This window comes from Cupriavidus sp. FW306-1B-F12B (assembly GCF_058781795.1).
Map to the genome: position 1 here is coordinate 47,563 of NZ_JBYSXC010000004.1, position 16,648 is coordinate 64,210.

Annotated in this window: 17 protein-coding genes; 9 read left to right on the plus strand and 8 right to left on the minus strand. The window is 65.9% G+C overall.

What is annotated here, in order from left to right:
- Positions 1-21 precede the first annotated feature (21 nt).
- Both AC3WLE_RS08445 and ubiT read left to right on the plus strand, forming a co-directional pair.
- Positions 22-954 carry a U32 family peptidase gene (locus tag AC3WLE_RS08445; RefSeq protein ID WP_492353112.1) on the plus strand — a complete coding sequence of 311 codons (933 nt, stop codon included), beginning with the start codon at positions 22-24 and terminating at the stop codon, positions 952-954.
- Positions 951-1,415: a ubiquinone anaerobic biosynthesis accessory factor UbiT gene (gene ubiT, locus AC3WLE_RS08450; protein ID WP_010810646.1), complete on the plus strand. Its 465-nt coding sequence runs from the start codon at positions 951-953 to the stop codon at positions 1,413-1,415. The genes AC3WLE_RS08445 and ubiT overlap by 4 nt, the downstream gene beginning before the upstream one ends.
- A gap of 9 nt (positions 1,416-1,424) precedes the next feature.
- Here the strand turns inward: ubiT and AC3WLE_RS08455 are convergent, their stop codons facing one another.
- From AC3WLE_RS08455 to norR, 3 genes are all read right to left on the minus strand, one after another.
- A complete protein-coding gene (locus AC3WLE_RS08455; RefSeq protein ID WP_492318347.1) occupies positions 1,425-2,999 on the minus strand; it encodes a histidine kinase N-terminal 7TM domain-containing protein in 1,575 nt (524 codons plus the stop codon).
- Between the two features lie 209 nt (positions 3,000-3,208).
- Positions 3,209-3,637, minus strand: coding sequence for a polyhydroxyalkanoate granule-associated phasin (locus AC3WLE_RS08460; protein WP_492318454.1), 429 nt, complete (start codon positions 3,635-3,637; stop codon positions 3,209-3,211).
- A gap of 152 nt (positions 3,638-3,789) precedes the next feature.
- Entirely contained in the window at positions 3,790-5,355 is a 1,566-nt protein-coding gene (norR, locus tag AC3WLE_RS08465) for a nitric oxide reductase transcriptional regulator NorR (RefSeq protein WP_492318348.1), read from the minus strand.
- 151 nt (positions 5,356-5,506) lie between these two features.
- Here norR and ytfE point away from each other — a divergent pair, with 151 nt between their 5' ends.
- Both ytfE and AC3WLE_RS08475 read left to right on the plus strand, forming a co-directional pair.
- Positions 5,507-6,220 carry an iron-sulfur cluster repair protein YtfE gene (gene ytfE, locus AC3WLE_RS08470; protein WP_492356738.1) on the plus strand — a complete coding sequence of 238 codons (714 nt, stop codon included), beginning with the start codon at positions 5,507-5,509 and terminating at the stop codon, positions 6,218-6,220.
- Between the two features lie 34 nt (positions 6,221-6,254).
- Positions 6,255-8,543, plus strand: coding sequence for a nitric-oxide reductase large subunit (locus AC3WLE_RS08475; RefSeq protein ID WP_492356737.1), 2,289 nt, complete (start codon positions 6,255-6,257; stop codon positions 8,541-8,543).
- 78 nt (positions 8,544-8,621) lie between these two features.
- Here the strand turns inward: AC3WLE_RS08475 and AC3WLE_RS08480 are convergent, their stop codons facing one another.
- Both AC3WLE_RS08480 and AC3WLE_RS08485 read right to left on the minus strand, forming a co-directional pair.
- Entirely contained in the window at positions 8,622-9,281 is a 660-nt protein-coding gene (locus AC3WLE_RS08480; RefSeq protein WP_436224698.1) for a DsbA family oxidoreductase, read from the minus strand.
- A 131-nt stretch (positions 9,282-9,412) separates the two neighbouring features.
- Positions 9,413-9,826 (minus strand): hypothetical protein, encoded by a 414-nt coding sequence (locus AC3WLE_RS08485; RefSeq protein WP_492318352.1) that lies wholly within the window; start codon positions 9,824-9,826, stop codon positions 9,413-9,415.
- A gap of 178 nt (positions 9,827-10,004) precedes the next feature.
- Between AC3WLE_RS08485 and AC3WLE_RS08490 the strand changes: the two genes are divergently transcribed.
- Positions 10,005-10,385, plus strand: coding sequence for a c-type cytochrome (locus AC3WLE_RS08490; protein WP_492356736.1), 381 nt, complete (start codon positions 10,005-10,007; stop codon positions 10,383-10,385).
- Here AC3WLE_RS08490 and soxR read toward each other — a convergent pair.
- The gene (gene soxR, locus AC3WLE_RS08495) at positions 10,348-10,863 is read right to left on the minus strand and encodes a redox-sensitive transcriptional activator SoxR (RefSeq protein ID WP_492318354.1); all 516 of its coding nucleotides are present in this window, start codon (positions 10,861-10,863) and stop codon (positions 10,348-10,350) included. The genes AC3WLE_RS08490 and soxR overlap by 38 nt on opposite strands.
- A gap of 200 nt (positions 10,864-11,063) precedes the next feature.
- On the opposite strand from soxR, the gene AC3WLE_RS08500 reads away from it, so the two are divergent.
- The gene (locus tag AC3WLE_RS08500) at positions 11,064-11,489 is read left to right on the plus strand and encodes a RidA family protein (RefSeq protein ID WP_018315435.1); all 426 of its coding nucleotides are present in this window, start codon (positions 11,064-11,066) and stop codon (positions 11,487-11,489) included.
- Positions 11,490-11,654: 165 nt separating this feature from the next.
- On the opposite strand, the gene AC3WLE_RS08505 is transcribed toward AC3WLE_RS08500, so the two are convergent.
- Both AC3WLE_RS08505 and AC3WLE_RS08510 read right to left on the minus strand, forming a co-directional pair.
- Positions 11,655-12,041: a nuclear transport factor 2 family protein gene (locus tag AC3WLE_RS08505; protein ID WP_010810825.1), complete on the minus strand. Its 387-nt coding sequence runs from the start codon at positions 12,039-12,041 to the stop codon at positions 11,655-11,657.
- Between the two features lie 105 nt (positions 12,042-12,146).
- Positions 12,147-13,040, minus strand: a complete 894-nt coding sequence (locus AC3WLE_RS08510) for a LysR family transcriptional regulator (protein WP_492356735.1) — start codon at positions 13,038-13,040, stop codon at positions 12,147-12,149.
- A gap of 87 nt (positions 13,041-13,127) precedes the next feature.
- On the opposite strand from AC3WLE_RS08510, the gene AC3WLE_RS08515 reads away from it, so the two are divergent.
- The 3 genes from AC3WLE_RS08515 to AC3WLE_RS08525 all read left to right on the plus strand — a co-directional run bounded on the left by AC3WLE_RS08515 (position 13,128) and on the right by AC3WLE_RS08525 (position 16,269).
- A complete protein-coding gene (locus tag AC3WLE_RS08515; RefSeq protein ID WP_492356734.1) occupies positions 13,128-13,904 on the plus strand; it encodes an NAD(P)H-dependent oxidoreductase in 777 nt (258 codons plus the stop codon).
- A gap of 1,099 nt (positions 13,905-15,003) precedes the next feature.
- The gene (locus AC3WLE_RS08520; protein ID WP_492318357.1) at positions 15,004-15,870 is read left to right on the plus strand and encodes a hypothetical protein; all 867 of its coding nucleotides are present in this window, start codon (positions 15,004-15,006) and stop codon (positions 15,868-15,870) included.
- Positions 15,871-15,939: 69 nt separating this feature from the next.
- Complete coding sequence (locus AC3WLE_RS08525) at positions 15,940-16,269, plus strand: hypothetical protein (protein WP_492363566.1); 330 nt, start codon at positions 15,940-15,942, stop codon at positions 16,267-16,269.
- Positions 16,270-16,648: the final 379 nt, after the last annotated feature.

Below are 16,648 nucleotides of genomic sequence, written 5' to 3' on the forward strand. Positions count from 1 at the left end.
CCGGCCATGACGGAGCTTCCCATGCCAGAGATTGCCGCGGCCGCGATGCCGCAAACCATAGCGATGCCCGACTTCGGCATCGCCCTGGGCCCACTGCTGTACTACTGGCGGCGCGAGGCCGTGATGCAGTTCTATGCGTCGGTCGCCGATGCGCCGGTCGACCGCGTCTATCTCGGCGAGACCGTCTGTACGCGCCGCCATGAAGTCCGCCATGCGCAATGGCTGGAGATTGCGCAGATGCTGCGCGATGCCGGCAAGGAGGTGGTGCTGTCGACGCCGGTGCTGGTGGAGTCCGACACCGATATCGCCTGGATGCGGCGCGCCTGCGCGCAGGACGACTACCTGGTCGAGGCCAACGATCTGGGCGCGGTGCGCTGCATGGCAGGGCGGCCCTTTGTCGGCGGCCCCCACCTCAATGTCTACCACGCCGATACGCTGGCGTGGCTGGCCGGGCTGGGCGCGGCCGGCTGCGTCGCGCCGGTGGAGATGGATGGCGGAACGCTGGCCGCGCTGGCAGCGGCGCGCCCCACCGGCATGCGCCTGGAAGCCTTTGTCTGGGGCCGGCTGCCGCTGGCGTTCTCGGCGCGCTGCTTTACGGCGCGCCACCATCGCCTGCGCAAGGACAGTTGCGAGTTCCGCTGCATGGATTATCCCGACGGCCTGGTGGCCGCCACCGGCGAGGGGCAGGCGTTCTTCACGCTCAACGGCGTGCAGACGCAGAGCGCCACCTGCCTGGACCTGTGCGCAGAGGCGTTGGCGATGGCGCGCATGGGCGTGGGGATGCTGCGTGTGAGTCCGCACTCATCCGGCACGCTGCAGGTGGTGCAACAGCTCGCGGCGATTCGTGCTGGTGAACAGGCACCCGCTGGCAGCGGCATCACCCCGGCCGGCGCCCAGCCCTGCAACGGCTACTGGCACGGCAGCGCGGGCATCGCCTGGGAGGCCCGGGCATGAGCGCGCTGCACAAGCTGATCGCGGGCGTGCACCGGCGCATGCCCGCCCGTGCCAGGGCGCTGCCGCTGGTGGCGGCGCTGGAGCTGGCGCGCCGGGCGGGATGGCTGGAGCCACCGGCCGCACTGGACGGACACGCCTTCCTGCTGACGGTGCAGGACCTTGGGCTGGCCGTGCCGTTCCGCTGCGAAGGCGGGCGCTTTCGTGCCGCGGCAGCGGACGCCGAGCCTGAGCTGACGCTGCGCGCCTGCGCGGTCGACTACCTGCGCCTGCTGGGCGGCGAGGCCGATACCGACACGCTGTTCTTCCAGCGCCGGCTGGTGATCAGCGGCGATACCGCGCTGGGCCTGGAGGTCAAGTACTGGCTCGACGCCGCGCCGCGGCCCGCATGGGTCAGCCAGGCGGCGGCGCGGCTGGTGGCCTTGCACGGCGCCACCGTGGGGCGGGCAGGTGCGGCGTCGTAGCCGTACCGCTCAGGCGTCGCCGTCCAGCATGAAGCGGTTGCGTCCCGCGCGCTTGGCCCGGTACATCGCGCTGTCGGCGCGGTGCAGCAGCGGCTCCAGCCGCGGCGCTTCCGGCACGGTCCAGACCGCGCCCACGCTGATGGTGACCACCGGCTGCACCGGCGTGCCGTTGTGCGCGATGCCGAGATCGCGCACAACGGCCACCATGCGGCGCGCCACGTCACGGGTCTCTTCACGCGTGGCGCCGGGCAGCACCGCCGCGAATTCCTCGCCGCCCAGACGGGCGCAGAACTGCTCGCCGGACAGCGTGCGGGCCAGGGCGCCGGCAATCTGCCGCAGGCAGTCGTCGCCGGCCACGTGGCCATGCAGGTCGTTGTATTGCTTGAACTGGTCCACATCCAGGATCAGCAGGCCCAGCGCCTGGTTGCGCTCGCACGCCCGGGTCACGGCCGCGATCGACTCGCGCTGGAAGTAGCGCCGGTTGCGGATGCCGGTCAGGGCGTCGATGTCCAGGTCGGCCTGCACCTGCCACAACTGTTCCTCGGTCTGGCCGAGCCGTGCGGTCAGGGCCAGCTCGCGCGACTGGAAGCGGCTGATGTCGCGCAAAAACAGCAGGCTGCCGATCTGCCTGCCGTCCAGGCGGGCAACCCCTTCCACAGTGAGCTCGAAGGGCGCGCCCGGCGGCACGAAGGGCGTGGCTGCGAGCTTGGCAGTGTCGGCAGGCGAGTGCTGCAGCGCGGCTTCCCAGCCGGAGGGCAGGGGGTCGCCGCGGCGCAGGGCCGGCCAAAGCTGCGCGGCGGCCGGGTTGAATTCGACGATGACGCCGTGGCTGTCGACGATCACGCAGCCCTCGCTGAGGGCATCGAACACCCGCAGGCGGGCGTAGTGGCCGATATCGTCAAGGTGCGTGCGCAGCGCGCAGAACCAGACCAGCACCGCCATCAGCGAGAACGTCGCCGGCGTCAGGTCCCCGCCCAGCGGCCCGGTCCAGCGGTTGAGGTAGGCGACATTGGCAACCAGGGGCAGGGCCAGGCCCGACGCCAGGATGGCGCGGCCCCGCCGCGACAAGGCCCCATTGGGCACTTCAGCCGTCACCAGGAAATACAGGCTCACCCCCAGCAGCAGGTACGACCAGGCCGCCACCGCGGCATAGCCGATGCCGTGGTCGAACACCGCGCCCGGCAATACGCCGGGAGGCATCAGCGTGATGCGCGGCCAGATCAGCCGGTGGCGCTCGTTGGTGAAGACCATCACCACAGTGACCACCGCCACCAGCACGGGCAGCCACAGCCTGGACCAGGGCACCACATAGCGCGGGCGGCTCAGGTGCACCATCGCCACCAGCCAGCCGATCGGCACGGCGACGATCCCGAGGTACTGGATCTTGGCCCACAGGATGCGCCCTTCCAGGTCCGTGGAGCTGATCTCGAGCAGGCGGCCGCCGCTCCAGGTCGCCGCGCCGAATGCCAGCACCAGGAACGCCTGGACGGTCGGATCGTCGCGCCGCGGCCAGGTGGCGATGGCCATGCCGATGCAGGCGACCACGGCGACGGTAAGCAGGAGAACCAGGGAATATGAGGGCATTGAAGGCGGAGCGCGTCCCGAGACCCGGGCGTTGGTTCCGGCGATCCGCGATCTCGTCAGCCAGCATGATACCGGGCTGCGCGGCTGGCTTGGCAGTGGGTGCGCCGATGCAACAGGTGGCAGGCAAGGGGCGCGCGCGCGCCACTACCTGGCGCCGGGCGAACCGATCGGGATGATCGCCGCGACGGCGCAAGGCGGGGGCGGCCGGGTCATGCCGGCCGCGGGGTTTCGCGGACCAGCCAGAAGGGGACGTCGGTGACGTCCTTTTGCATGCCTTGCCAGTCAGGCATCAGGCCCCGCGTCAGCAGGTGGCCCCAGCCATCGATCCACTTCTGCTGGGTCCGCGCGTACAGTTCCAGCATGGCCGACGCATAGTGCAGCGGGCCGCCGATCAGCGGCAGCTCGCAGGCAATCTCGCGCGCGTAGAAGGCCTCTGGCTGCGGCGCGAGGATCGAGCCCATGGCATCGAACTGCAATTCTTCATACATGGTGCGGGCGAACTCCAGGTTGAGCTCGGCCATGCGGCGCCAGTTGTCCGCCAGGTCGGCCTGCATGGCCTCGACCTGGTGCGCGCCGGAGAAGAAGGTGGGAAACGGCCAGAAGCCGAGCGGCCAGAAGACTTGCGTTGCGGTCATCATCACGGGGATCTCCGGTGGTGGGGCGTGCGCGCAGCGGGGCGGCAGTTGCTGCACACGGCGATGCCGCGATGCGGGCGGCGGCACACCCGGACTAGCTTATGCGGTAACGGCGCGCATCGCCATGCCGGCATCCTGGCACCCTAGTGTGTCAATTACTTGCACCCCAGCCGCCTGGCCAGCTTATGCAGGTTGCTGGCATCGATACCCAGCTGGCGCGCTGCCTGCGCCCAATTGCCGCCCTGGTCCTTCAATGCCTGTTCGATGCAGGCGCGCTGGGTTTGCTCGACCGCGTCGCGCAGGGTGATGCCTGCGGCAAGCGCCGGGGCGGCGAACGCGCTGGCCATGCCGGCGCCGGCATGGTGTGCCGCGGGCACTTCCAGTCCGTCGAGGTCGAGCAGTTCAGGCTCCAGCGTCACGATGTCATTGCGGCCCGCGCCGCGGCTGACGGCACGCAGCGCCGCGCGGCTGATCACATGCTCCAGCTCGCGCACGTTGCCGGGCCAGCGGTAGCTGCGCAGCGCAGCCTGCGCACCGCCTGACAGCCGCAGGCTGCGCAGCCCCAGGCGCGCGCGGTTCAGCTCCAGGAAGCGCCCGGCCAGCAGCAGCACGTCGTTGCCGCGCTCGCGCAGCGGCGGGATCGGGATCGGGTAGACCGACAGGCGGTGGTACAGGTCGGCGCGGAAGGAGCCGTCGCGCACATGCTCGCGCAGGTTGCGGTTGGTCGCGGCAATCACGCGCACGTTGACGCGGCGCGGGCGGTCCGAGCCCAGCCGCTGGATCTCGCCGTTCTGCAGCGTGCGCAGCAGCTTGGCCTGGATCGCCAGCGGCAGTTCGCCGACTTCATCGAGGAAGAGGGTGCCGCCGTCGGCGGCCTCGAAGCGTCCCGGGCGCTCGCCGGTCGCGCCCGAGAACGCGCCGCGCGCGTGGCCGAACAGCTCGCTTTCAGCCAGCGACTCCGGCAGCGCCGCGCAGTTGACATGCACCAGCGGCTGCGCGCGCCGGCGCGACTGGCGGTGCAGCCGGTGCGCGAACAGCTCCTTGCCCACGCCGGTTTCGCCCAGCAGCAGCACCGGCAGGTCGGTATCGGCCACCACTTCGAGCTCATGCAGCAGGTTGGCGATGGCCTCGCTCTGGCCGATGATCTCGCCGCCGATGTCGCCATGCTGGGCCGTGCCTTCGTCGGCCTCGGGCGTGCCGCGTGCCAGCTGCAGTGCGCGGATCTCGCCTTCCAGCCGGGTGGTGCGGATGGCCGCTTCCACGATCACCGTCAGCCGCTGCAGCTCGGCCTGGGCCGCGGCATCGAAGGTGCCGATCGCCAGCGCATCCAGCGTCAGCGCGCCCCAGGGCTGGCCGTCCACGGCCAGGCTGGTGCCCATGCAGTCGTGCACCGGCAGCGGCTCGCCGACGTGCTCGTCGATCAGGCCGTCGTATGGGTCGGGCAGCATGCTGTCGTGATGGAAGCAGGTCACCCCGCGCCGCGCCAGGATCGCGGCCAGGCGCGGGTGCAGGCCGACCGCAAAGCGCCGGCCCAGCGCATCGCGCACCAGGCCATCGACCGCAACCGGGCGCAGGTGGTCTTCTTCCAGCCGCAGCAGCGCCACCGCGCCACAGCGGAAATGCGTGCGCAGCATGCTGACCAGCCGCTGCAGGCGCACCGCATGCGGCAGGTCGGTGACAAGGTCGGCCAGCAACTCGGGATACATCGCGCTCGGTAGCATGGTTAAAAATACCGTCAGGGTGATAAGTACCGCGAGAAGTATAGGGTATTAATTACCGTCAGTGTTTCAACCCATTGATCCGGATAGGTTTTTTTCAGGCACGCTCCTCGCGTAAGTCGTGCAGGCATAACTTACACATGGAGCAACCATCATGACCTTGCAGGACCACTCGCTTGGCCAACTGGCCCGCCTGATCCCTGGTGCCACCCGGATCTTCCACGACTACGGGCTGGACTTCTGCTGCGGAGGCAAGCAGACCCTGCGCGACGCCGCGCAGCAAAAGGGTCTCGATGCGGCTGCCGTCGGCACCATCGACGCCCAACTGCGCGCGCTGCAGGACGAAGGGCCGTCGGCGCAGGACTGGAACACGGCGGTGCCGGCCGAGCTGATCGACCATATCCTCACGCGCTTCCATGCGCGCCATCGCGAGCAGTTGCCCGAGCTGATCCGCCTGGCGCGGCGCGTCGAGCAGGTGCACGGTGACCGGCCCGATTGCCCGCTTGGCCTGGCCGATCACCTGAGCGAGATGCTGGGCGAGCTGGAAACGCATATGCAGAAGGAAGAGCAGGTGCTGTTCCCGATGTTGTCGCGCGGCCTGCATGCTGCCGCGGGCCGGCCGATCACGGTGATGCGGGCCGAGCATGACGACCACGGCGTGGCCTTGCAGCGGCTGGCGGCGCTGACCAACGACATCACGCTGCCGCGCGCGGCCTGCAATACCTGGCGCGCGCTCTACCTGGGCCTGCGCACGCTGCGCGAAGACCTGATGGAACACATCCACCTGGAAAACAACGTGCTGTTCGAGATCGCCACGGCGCCCGCCGCCGCGCAAGCCACTGGCTGCGGTTGCTCGACGCACGCCTGAGCTCTCCCGCCACCATAACCAACGACTTCGCATCATGGGTTCCTACCGCAGACTCTGGTTCCTGCTGATCGCCGTGCTGGCGGTCACGTTCTCCCTGCTCGGCTACTACGGCGTCGAGGTGTACCGGCAGGCCCCGCCAATTCCGGCCAAGGTTGTCGTGGGCGACGGGCGCACGCTCTTCAGCGGCGACGACATCCTCGACGGCCAGACCGCATGGCAGTCCGTGGGCGGCATGCAGCTCGGCTCGATCTGGGGCCATGGCGCCTACCAGGCGCCGGACTGGACCGCCGACTGGCTGCACCGCGAGCTGACTGCGTGGCTGGACCTGGCCGCACAGGACGCCTACGGCCGTCCTTTCGCCAAGCTCACCGCGCCGGAGCAAGGCGCGCTGCGCGAACAGCTGCGCACCGAATATCGCGGCAATGCCACGGATCCGGACACCAACGTGCTGACCGTGTCCAAGCGCCGCGCGCAGGCCATCGCCAATACCGCGGCCTACTACGACCAGCTCTTCTCCGACGCGCCGGCGCTGCACACCACGCGCGAGCACTATGCGATGAAGGAGAACACGCTGCCTAGCGCCGAACGGCGCGAGCAACTGACACAGTTCTTCTTCTGGACCGCGTGGGCCGCTTCGACCGCGCGCCCGGGGCATGAGGCCACCTATACCAACAACTGGCCGCACGAGCCGCTGATCGGCAACCAGCCCACCAGCGAGAATGTGGTGTGGTCGGTGATCAGCGTGGTGGTGCTGCTGGCCGGGGTCGGCTTCCTGGTGTGGGCGTGGGCCTTCCTGCGCGGCAAGGAAGAAGCGCCGCCGCAGGCGCCGGCGCGCGACCCGCTGCTGGCCGTGGCGCTGACGCCGTCGCAGCGCGCGCTCGGCAAGTACCTGTTCCTGGTGGTCGCGCTGTTCGTATTCCAGGTGTTGCTGGGCGGCTTTACCGCGCACTACACCGTCGAGGGCCAGAAGTTCTACGGCATCGATGTGTCGCAGTGGTTCCCGTACGCACTGGTGCGCACCTGGCATATCCAGAGCGCGCTGTTCTGGATCGCCACCGGCTTCCTGGCCGCGGGCCTGTTCCTCGCGCCGCTGATCAACGGCGGCAAGGACCCGAAGTACCAGCGCCTGGGCGTGGACATCCTGTTCTGGGCACTGGTGGTCGTGGTGGTGGGCTCGTTCACCGGCAACTACCTGGCGATCGCGCAGAAGCTGCCGGCCCACCTGAACTTCTGGCTGGGCCACCAGGGCTATGAGTATGTCGACCTGGGCCGCCTGTGGCAGATCGGCAAGTTCGCCGGCATTCTGATCTGGCTGGTGCTGATGATGCGCGGCATCCTGCCGGCGCTGCGCGCGCGCGGCACCGACCGCAACCTGCTGGCGCTGCTGACCTCGTCGGTAGTGGCAATCGGCCTGTTCTACGGCGCCGGCCTGGCCTACGGCGAGCGCACCAGCCTGACGGTGATGGAGTACTGGCGCTGGTGGGTGGTGCACCTGTGGGTGGAAGGGTTCTTCGAAGTCTTTGCCACCACCGCGCTGGCCTTCATCTTCTCCACGCTGGGCCTGGTGTCGCGCCCGATGGCAACGGCCGCCAGCCTGGCCTCGGCCTCGCTGTTCATGCTGGGCGGGATTCCCGGCACCTTCCACCACCTGTACTTTGCCGGCACCACCACGCCCGTGATGGCAGTGGGCGCCGCCTTCAGCGCGCTGGAAGTGGTGCCGCTGATCGTGCTGGGCCATGAGGCCTGGGAGAACTGGAGCCTGAAGCGGCGCGCGCCATGGATGGCAGACCTGAAGTGGCCGCTGATGTGCTTTGTCGCGGTGGCGTTCTGGAACATGCTGGGCGCCGGGGTGTTCGGCTTCATGATCAACCCGCCGATCGCGCTGTACTACATCCAGGGGCAGAACACCACGCCAGTGCACGCCCATGCCGCGCTGTTCGGGGTGTACGGGTTCCTGGCGCTGGGCTTCACGCTGCTGGTGCTGCGCTACGTGCGTCCGGCCTACCGGCTCAGCCCAACGCTGATGAAGACCGCCTTCTGGGGACTGAACCTCGGCCTGGTGCTGATGATCGGCACCAGCCTGCTGCCGATCGGCATCATCCAGTTCCTGGCCAGCGTCGAGCATGGCACCTGGTATGCGCGCAGCGAGGCTTTCATGCAGCAGCCCATCCTGCAGACCCTGCGCTGGGTGCGCACCTTCGGCGATGTGGTGTTTATCGTCGGCGCGGTGTCGTTTGCCTGGCAGGTAGTGCTGGGGCTGGCCAACCGCACGCCGCTGGCGGCGGATGCGGCGACGGCAAGGATGAAGCCGGCGGCACGTTAAAAGATTGGGAGCGAGAGGCAGTGCTTGCCCGCCCGGGGTTCCGGGCGGGCTTTTTTTATCCTGCCGATGCGTGGCGGCTCAACTGTTCCCCGCCTGCTGCGCCTCGGCTACGATTTCCCGGATGGCCTGCTCGAAAGCCTCCACCGGCTGCCCGCCGGTGACCAGGTAGCGGTTGTTGAAGATGATCGATGGCACCGACTGGATGCCCATGCGCTGGTACTCCTGGATTTCCGCGCGCACCGCATCGGCATAGTCATCGCTGTCCAGCACCTTGCGCGCCGCCGCGGCATCCAGGCCAACGGCCTGCGCGGCTTCGACCAGCACCTCGTGATTGCTCGGGTCCTTGCCGTCGGCATGGTAAGCGCGCAGCAGCGCCAGCTTCAGCGGCAGCTGCTTGCCTTCCAGGCCCGCCCAGTGCAGCAGCCGGTGGGCATCGAAGGTGTTGTAGACATGGGTGCGCTCGCCAAACGGAAAGCCCACGCCGGCGCCGCGCTCACGGATCATGGCCTGGGTCTCTGCGATCTGCGCCGGGGTGCGCCCGTACTTCCTGCCGAGATAGTCGACGATCGCCTCGCCCTCCGGGCGCATCCCCGGGTTGAGTTCAAACGGATGCACGACGATTTCGGCATCCACCGCATCGCCAAGGCGCTGCAGCGCGAGTTGCAGCGAAGACAGGCCGATGGCGCACCAGGGGCAGGCAATGTCGGAGACGAAGTCGATCTTGATGGGTTGGGGCATGGCTACTCCTGGCGTGGGCAGGGGCATGGCCCCGGTCCGGATCTGGAAACTGCCGACAGGGTAGCCTGACTGGCGAATCCTTGCAGGCGGGCACCGCGGCCGTGGCCGCGCGCCCGCCCCATCAGTACCCGTCAGTCCCAGCGGCGCCCGTGGCCGTGGCCGTCATTGTCGCCATGACGGTGTGCCCATTCGCGCTCGCGCCAGTCGCGGCGGTGGTCCCGATAGCCTTCGCGGTAGCCTTCCCGGTAGTAGCCACGGTGGTAGTCCCTGCGATAGCCGCGGTCATAGTCATAGCGTACCGGGACCGGTGCCACCACGACGGGGCGCGGTGCCACCACTACCGGGCTGGGCGCATAGGCAACCGGAGCCGGCGCATACACCGGCGCAGGGGCATAGACCGGGGCTGGACGATAGACCGGCGCCGGCTGGGCCACCACCACGCCCGGCACGCCGATGCCGATATCGATATTCACACCGGCGTACGCCCCGGCGCTGGCCACCAGCATTGCACCACCTGCTACCGCCATTGCGATGATTCGTTTCATGGTTGCCTCCCAAGGGGCGTTGGACATGGGCTCACTGTAGGGGGCGGGCCTGTAATATGGGGCGCGCGAAGTGTTGCAAGTGTGACGTGGTGTAACCCCGCTGCAGGGCCGGGACCTCTTGGCTACGCCTGTATCATGCAACCCCGTTGCCGAAGCTCTTTCCTTCCCTAGCTGCTCCATGTGCCGTACCGCCTTTGTCCTGCTGGCCCTGACCGCCTTCACCGCCATCCCCACCGCAGCCACTGCCGCCGCCGATCTCCAGGCCGGCAAGGCGTTGTTCGCCACGCGCTGCGCCTCGTGCCACCACGTCGGCCGCAACGCGCGCGCAGGCTTTGGCCCGCAGCTGAACGGCATCTTCGGCCGTGCCGCGGGCGGCACCAGTGATTTCCAGTATTCGGAAGCGATGCGCGCTTCAAAGGTGGTGTGGTCGCATGACACGCTGCGTGCCTTCATCCATTCGCCCGGCAAGGTCGTGCCTGGCACCAAGATGCGCTTCTGGGGTCTCAGCGACGACAAGCAGATCAGCGATCTGCTGGCTTACCTGCAGACATTGCAGTAGGCGGGAAATGCGGCCCTGGCCCTTCCCCGGCCAGCGCGTCATGCGGATTCCGCAACGGGCAATCCTTCAACGACAGACACCCGCACCCGATACACCCATCCAGCTGGTCACGCAATTGCGTGAGCGTGCGGATCCGTTCATCCAGGTCATCGCGCCAGCTGGCCGACAGCCGGCGCCAGTCGGCCGCAGTGGGCGCACGCCCGTCCGGCAGCTTCTGCATGGCATCGGAGATCACCGCCAGCGGCAGCCCCATGCGCTGCGCCACGCGGATCACGGCCAGGCGCCGCAGCACGGCACGCGCATAGCGGCGCTGGTTGCCGCCGCTGCGGGTGCTGGCGATCAGGCCGCGCGATTCATAGAAATGCAGGGCGGATACGGCAATGCCCGTGCGCGCGGCGACTTCGCCGATGGAGAGCAGTTCTTCTGAAGGCGCGGCACGGCGTCGGCGCGGTGAGGGGAGGTTGTTCGCGGAAGCCATCGGCAGTGGAAGACACCAGTGGAACGGAGGAATGCCCATGCTACCACCAAGGCTGCGCTTGACCTCAAGCTAGGTTGAGGTTTGATACTTGCGACTCCACTGTTCGCCACGCCTCAAATACAGAGCTGATGACCATGTTCCCGTTCTCGCCCTCATCCTTGCGTTCCCCCGCTATGCCCGCGCTGCCTTCAATGCCCACCATGCCGGTTGCCCGCCCCAATCCCTCGCTGAGCCTCATCAATCCCGAGGGCCTGTACGACCCGCGGCCCAACGGCTATTCGCATGTGGCCATGGTGGAAGGCCCGGCCCGCATCGTCTATATCGCGGGGCAGGGCGGTGAGGACGCGGCCGGCTGCCTGCCGCTCGATTTTCCGCGCCAGGTGGCACGCGCCATGCAGAACCTGCGCATCGCGCTGCAAGCGGCAGGCGCCGACGTGGGCGATGTGGCCAAGCTCACGGTGCTGGTGGTCGACCACTCGCACGACCGCCTGCGCACCTTCGGCGCGGCGCTGCGCGAGATGTGGGGCGACAAGCCGACGCCGGCCTGCACGCTGATCCCGGTGCCGCGGCTGGCGCTGGACAACATGTTGTTCGAGATCGAAGCGACCGCGGTGCTGCCGGGCTGACCGCAACTCAACGACTGCGTGATCGCCGAAGTGGCGCGCGTGGTCGGGCGCGGGCGGATGAAGGCAATGTTCTTCGGGCCGATGCCAAAGGCAGGATTGCCTGCAGCCGCAAAGCAGGCCTGGGCTGCACCGCTGCGGCGCTTTGCCGCAGCGGCTGTCCCATCTTCAGCGCGGTGCGGCGCTGAAAGTCTTGTTGACGATCTTCCAGACGCCGTCGATCTCCAGCAGCGTCATGTAGTCGGTGAAGGTCACGCCCGGATACTCCAGCACCACCTTGGCCACGCCGGCATTGCCCACCACATCGAACTGCGTGATAAAGCGCTTGCGCTGCGCCTCGTCCGCCGCGGGATGGCCGGGGCAGCGCGCCGAGGCGAATTCCTCGACCGTCAGCGAATGCAGCTTGCCATCACGGAACGAGACGATGCGCGCATCGGCGGCAAACGCCTTGTACATGAACTCGGCCTTGCCGGTGATATGGCCCTGCAGGTAATCCTCGATTGGCGCGAGCGCGGCCACGTGGCGGGAAGTCAGGCCCGTTTCTGAATACGTCATGGTCTCCTCCAAAACTGGGGCGGCACCGGGTTACCACCTCATGCCGCACGTTGAAAGCGCTGATTGTATTCCAGTTTTGTATGCAAACGTGCAGGACGCCGCCGCTTAGACCGATGTGGCGATGAGTTCACGTAGCCAGCGGTGCGCCGGATCGCGATGCACGCGCTCTGGCCACAACATCGACATCTCATAGCCCGGCACTTCGACAGGCGGTTCCACCACCTTCAGTCCCGGCACGCCGCGCACCAACCGCTCGGGCAGCATCGCCACCAGATCGGTGCTGGCAACGGCCGACGTGACAAACAGGAAGTGGGGCACCGAAAGCACCACCCGCCGCTGCATGCCGGTCAGTGCTAGCGCCTCGTCGGTGACGCCGTAAAAGCCGCCGCCGTCCGGAGACACGATCACGTGGTCGAGCGCGCAGAACTGCGCCAGCGTGGGCCGCCGCTTCAGCCGCGGATGGCCGGCGCGGCCCGCCAGCACATAGCGCTCGGTGAACAGCGCACGCCGGTGCAGGCCCGGCGGCGAGCCATCGGTGGTGTGTAAGGCCAGGTCCAGTTCCGCACGCTCGGCCTGCCGGGCGATGCGCGGCGGCACCATCTCGACCACGGCCAGGCGCGCGCCGGGCGCCGCCATGCGCAGCGCCTGCAGCGCCGGCAGCACGATGGTCGATTCGCCGTAATCCGTCGCGGCCACGCGCCAGGTGTGGGTCGAGGCAGCGGGATCGAACGGAATATCGGACGAAACCGCATGCTCCAGCGCGCCCAGCGCTTCGCGCAACGGCCCGCGCAGCGATTCGGCCTTGGCGGTGGGACGCATGCCGCGCGGGCCCGGCAACAGCAACGGGTCGCCGAAGTAATCGCGCAGCCTGGACAGGTGCACGCTGACCGAAGGCTGCGACAGGTGCAGCCGCTGGGCCGCGCGGGTCACGTTGTGCTCGGACAGCAGCACATCCAGCGTCACCAGCAGGTTCAGGTCCAGCCGCCTGAGATTATTCATGACAATACCTGGGATATTGGATATTCATTTCTAATATAGCGGACGACGGCCTATTCTGGCTTCACTCAATCATTGGAAGCCGCTGTCATGAACGTATTGCTTGTCTATGCCCACCCGGAACCGAGGTCGCTCAACGGTGCGATCCGCGACTTTGCCGTGCAGCGCTTGCGCGATGCCGGGCACCAGGTCCAGGTCTCGGACCTGTATGCGATGCAGTGGAAGTCCCAGCTCGACGCTGCCGACACCAAGGCCCGGCCCGGCGACACGCCGTTCCATCCGTCACTGGATTCCAAGCACGCCTTCGAGAACGGGCTGCAGAGCGATGACATCGCGCATGAGCAGGAAAAGCTGCGCTGGGCCGACGCCGTCATCCTGCAGTTCCCGCTGTGGTGGTTCTCGATGCCGGCCATCCTGAAGGGCTGGGTCGAGCGCGTCTATGCCTATGGTTTTGCCTACGGCGTCGGCGAGCACTCCGATGAGCGCTGGGGCGACCGCTATGGCGAGGGCATGCTCGCCGGCAAGCGTGCCATGCTGATCGTCACGACCGGCGGCTGGGAATCGCACTACAGCCCGCGCGGCATTAATGGCCCGATCGACGACATCTTGTTCCCGATCCACCACGGCATCCTGTACTACCCCGGGTTTGACGTGCTGCCGCCGTACCTGGTGTATCGGACCAGCAAGGTTGATGAGGCCCGCTTTGCCCGGATTCGCGAGGAGTTGGGCGAGCGGCTGGATGCGCTGGGGACGACCGCACCGATTCCGTTCCGGCGGCAGAACGCGGGGGACTACGAGATTCCGCAGCTGACGCTTCGCGAGGAGGTTGCGCCGGGGGCGGTGGGGTTCGGGGCGCATGTGGAATAGGCGGCAGGCCGCTCGCCGCACCCATGCCGGACTTTCTCCGCCCGAATATCCGCCCGCGCCGCCACCGTGCGCATCTCGGGCAAATCCCCTACCTACCCGCCCCATCACCGCCGCGCGATTTCCCCTGGCCGGAGTTTGCGCTAGATCGACACGCGCACCTAGGTTCCTGACGCGCAGTTCGCCCTCGACAGCGCCATCCCAGTATCAACTGCACCGGCCCGGCAACGTTACCTTTGAGGCCGGTGCTGCTACCGAGCCGAACGACAATCATCGCGACTGCGAGTTGCTGGGGTTCGTTCCAGAACCCTCCGCGGGAATCTCATGAGAAAAAGGTAAACAATTTCCGTGACCGGCAAGTTCTGTCCAACCCGGGGAGAGCAGTGGATGCCGGCGCAGAGAAGGCACTAGAAGAAGTCTGGGGGCAAGGCAAGGGCGGCGTCATGAAGCCGGGTGACGCCATTTGCCGGGTACCAAGGGATCGCATGCTAGCGAGCAACTCGCGCTCGACTACTCCATTCCTGGTACCGACTGTACCGGCTCGGCGACGACCCCATTCGAGGGCGAGGCCGACATCAAGCTGAACGACCACCCCTCGATTGCGTGCTGCTGGTGTTCCAGAGCCAGTCGCCGCAGAACATCTCACGCGAAAATGTGAAAAATTGCCATAAACAAGGGAGTAGGCCAAATCGGCCGCGATATCCTGCTGTGGCCCAGCGCCGGACCCGATCCCTGGCCGATATTAGAGAATTTAAATTCTGGTTTTAGTATTTATATTCCGAATTTTCTGATGGTTCTTGGGGAATATTCCTGCATGGTCCGGAAAGTGGGCTTGGTATGATGTGTGCGCCCGGATTCTCGGAGGTGTGTTCTAGCGCTCCACCCTAGTTTCGGATCGCTGGTGGCCTTGGATGCGTGCGTTCACTCAAGCTAGGAGAGCAAGAATGTCGACTCGATTTTGCTGTGGAGAAGCAACGAAGGTTGCCAGCCAACGATGACCCGGTCTGCCGTGGGCGGGGGCACTCGTGCATCCATGAAAGGCGGTTGTTGCAGTAACGAAAGATAATCGAAGGGGCAATGCAGAATGTTTGGTCGCTCACCAATGAGACTCGTCAAGAATCGTCGGTTGCTTGATGCGGCGTTGCTTGCTGGCGCAATAATTCTTGCATCGGTCGTGCTCTGGGCGCACGCCCAAGAGCGCCACGATCTCCCCCCATTTGACTACGAGAAGGCGAAACAGCTTTCGCGAGAAAAGAGAGCGGGGTATGAACGGGACCTGTTCAACGAGCTGTACGCCTGGAACACGGGCTCGCCAAAGTACATGGGTATCGACGGCACAAATCGCCGTGAGGCTGATTGGATGGCCATGGCTCAGGACGGGTATGAGCTGGCTTATATCACGCTGCAGGTTCTCCAACCGTCCACCGGTATTCGCTACTCCGTCGACAAGCCCTTGGCTCGACTTACCAAATTAGCCGATGGCGGAGATGCCGGGGCAATGTGTTTGTACACCTATCTCATTGATAGAGATCCTGCGGGGAAGGAAGCGCAGTACATTAAACCCGGTTATGCATACAAGCAACGAGGTGCGGAACTTGGGCATCCGGCTTGCTTGCGGGATGTTAGCTATTATCTGATGACCGGAATTCACGGGTATCCGAAGGATGTGCCAGCAGGTATCACCGCAGCCATAGGGGCTGAACGTGCAGGCTACGGCGGGGCACGACTCATAGCTACCTATCTTGCGCAGCAATCAGCAGAAAGCGATGAAGAGTGGACAAGGCTCTACTGTTGGCAGTATCTGGCAAGGCACTACACCGTCTATTCAGATCTCAATACTGTAATTTCGCAGCTTCGCGACCCCTTCAGACGGCCACCGAAGCCGACGTATTTCGCACTTGCAGACGAGCTTGAAAGGTGGGCACCTTCATTGAGCGAATGCGTTGCCCTTGGCCTGGGAGATGATTGATGTCTGCGTTACAAGATCAGTGGATAAACCAAGCGCAGCAGTTGCGCGCAGATTCATTGCGCTTGGAGAATGTTGGCACTTAAGCTCTCCGCGAGCAACGCTACGAGCGGCCAAATAGCCCAAGCGGAAATCAAGCACCTTAATGCCGTCAAGCAGTACAACGACTTCCTGGATACCGCCAAGCAAGACTACGCGAAAGCGATGCAGTACGAAGCGCGGTTGCGTAACGAGCCCAATCTGTCTGCGCTGGAACGTCACCAACTGGAAATCACCCGCGATGCGCTGAATGCGCGAGCCGGCGAGTTTCAGCAATTCGCAATCGACAACACGCTGTTCCCTCAGTCCGGGAATCCCGGTGAAGCTGGTTCCAGAACCCGCCGCAGGACATCTCACGAGTAAATGTGAACAATTGCCATAAACAATGGAGTGGTCCAGATCGCTAGCGGTATCCTGGCGTGTCCAGGCACTGAACGCGACTCCGAGCTGATACTAGCGAATTTAAACTCTGATCTTATTGTTTCTATTCTGAATTTTCTGGTAGTTGTTGGGGAATATTCAGGCATGAACCGGAAAATAGGTTTGGTACGATGCGTGCGCCCGATTCTCAGAGGTCTGTTCTAGCGGTCTCACTATTTTCGGTTCGCTGGTGGGATAGTGCCTGCACTCAAACTCGGAGAGCAAAAACGCCCGACTCGATTTTTTTGCTGTGGAGAAGCAACGAAGGTCGTCAGCCAAAGATGACTCGATCTTCGTGGGTGGGGATTCGTGATCCGCGAAA

Bases quoted from the DNA above. Each gene is read 5' to 3' on its own strand.
- ubiT (WP_010810646.1), top strand. From the start codon at position 951: ATGAGCGCGCTGCACAAGCTGATCGCGGGCGTGCACCGGCGCATGCCC.
- AC3WLE_RS08490 (WP_492356736.1), top strand. From the start codon at position 10,005: ATGTGCCGTACCGCCTTTGTCCTGCTGGCCCTGACCGCCTTCACCGCC.
- ytfE (WP_492356738.1), top strand. From the start codon at position 5,507: ATGACCTTGCAGGACCACTCGCTTGGCCAACTGGCCCGCCTGATCCCT.
- AC3WLE_RS08460 (WP_492318454.1), bottom strand. From the start codon at position 3,637: ATGATGACCGCAACGCAAGTCTTCTGGCCGCTCGGCTTCTGGCCGTTT.
- AC3WLE_RS08445 (WP_492353112.1), top strand. From the start codon at position 22: ATGCCAGAGATTGCCGCGGCCGCGATGCCGCAAACCATAGCGATGCCC.
- AC3WLE_RS08520 (WP_492318357.1), top strand. From the start codon at position 15,004: ATGAGACTCGTCAAGAATCGTCGGTTGCTTGATGCGGCGTTGCTTGCT.
- norR (WP_492318348.1), bottom strand. From the start codon at position 5,355: ATGCTACCGAGCGCGATGTATCCCGAGTTGCTGGCCGACCTTGTCACC.
- AC3WLE_RS08485 (WP_492318352.1), bottom strand. From the start codon at position 9,826: ATGAAACGAATCATCGCAATGGCGGTAGCAGGTGGTGCAATGCTGGTG.
- AC3WLE_RS08515 (WP_492356734.1), top strand. From the start codon at position 13,128: ATGAACGTATTGCTTGTCTATGCCCACCCGGAACCGAGGTCGCTCAAC.
- soxR (WP_492318354.1), bottom strand. From the start codon at position 10,863: ATGGCTTCCGCGAACAACCTCCCCTCACCGCGCCGACGCCGTGCCGCG.
- AC3WLE_RS08510 (WP_492356735.1), bottom strand. From the start codon at position 13,040: ATGAATAATCTCAGGCGGCTGGACCTGAACCTGCTGGTGACGCTGGAT.
- AC3WLE_RS08475 (WP_492356737.1), top strand. From the start codon at position 6,255: ATGGGTTCCTACCGCAGACTCTGGTTCCTGCTGATCGCCGTGCTGGCG.
- AC3WLE_RS08500 (WP_018315435.1), top strand. From the start codon at position 11,064: ATGCCGGTTGCCCGCCCCAATCCCTCGCTGAGCCTCATCAATCCCGAG.
- AC3WLE_RS08525 (WP_492363566.1), top strand. From the start codon at position 15,940: ATGTTGGCACTTAAGCTCTCCGCGAGCAACGCTACGAGCGGCCAAATA.
- AC3WLE_RS08480 (WP_436224698.1), bottom strand. From the start codon at position 9,281: ATGCCCCAACCCATCAAGATCGACTTCGTCTCCGACATTGCCTGCCCC.
- AC3WLE_RS08505 (WP_010810825.1), bottom strand. From the start codon at position 12,041: ATGACGTATTCAGAAACGGGCCTGACTTCCCGCCACGTGGCCGCGCTC.
- AC3WLE_RS08455 (WP_492318347.1), bottom strand. From the start codon at position 2,999: ATGCCCTCATATTCCCTGGTTCTCCTGCTTACCGTCGCCGTGGTCGCC.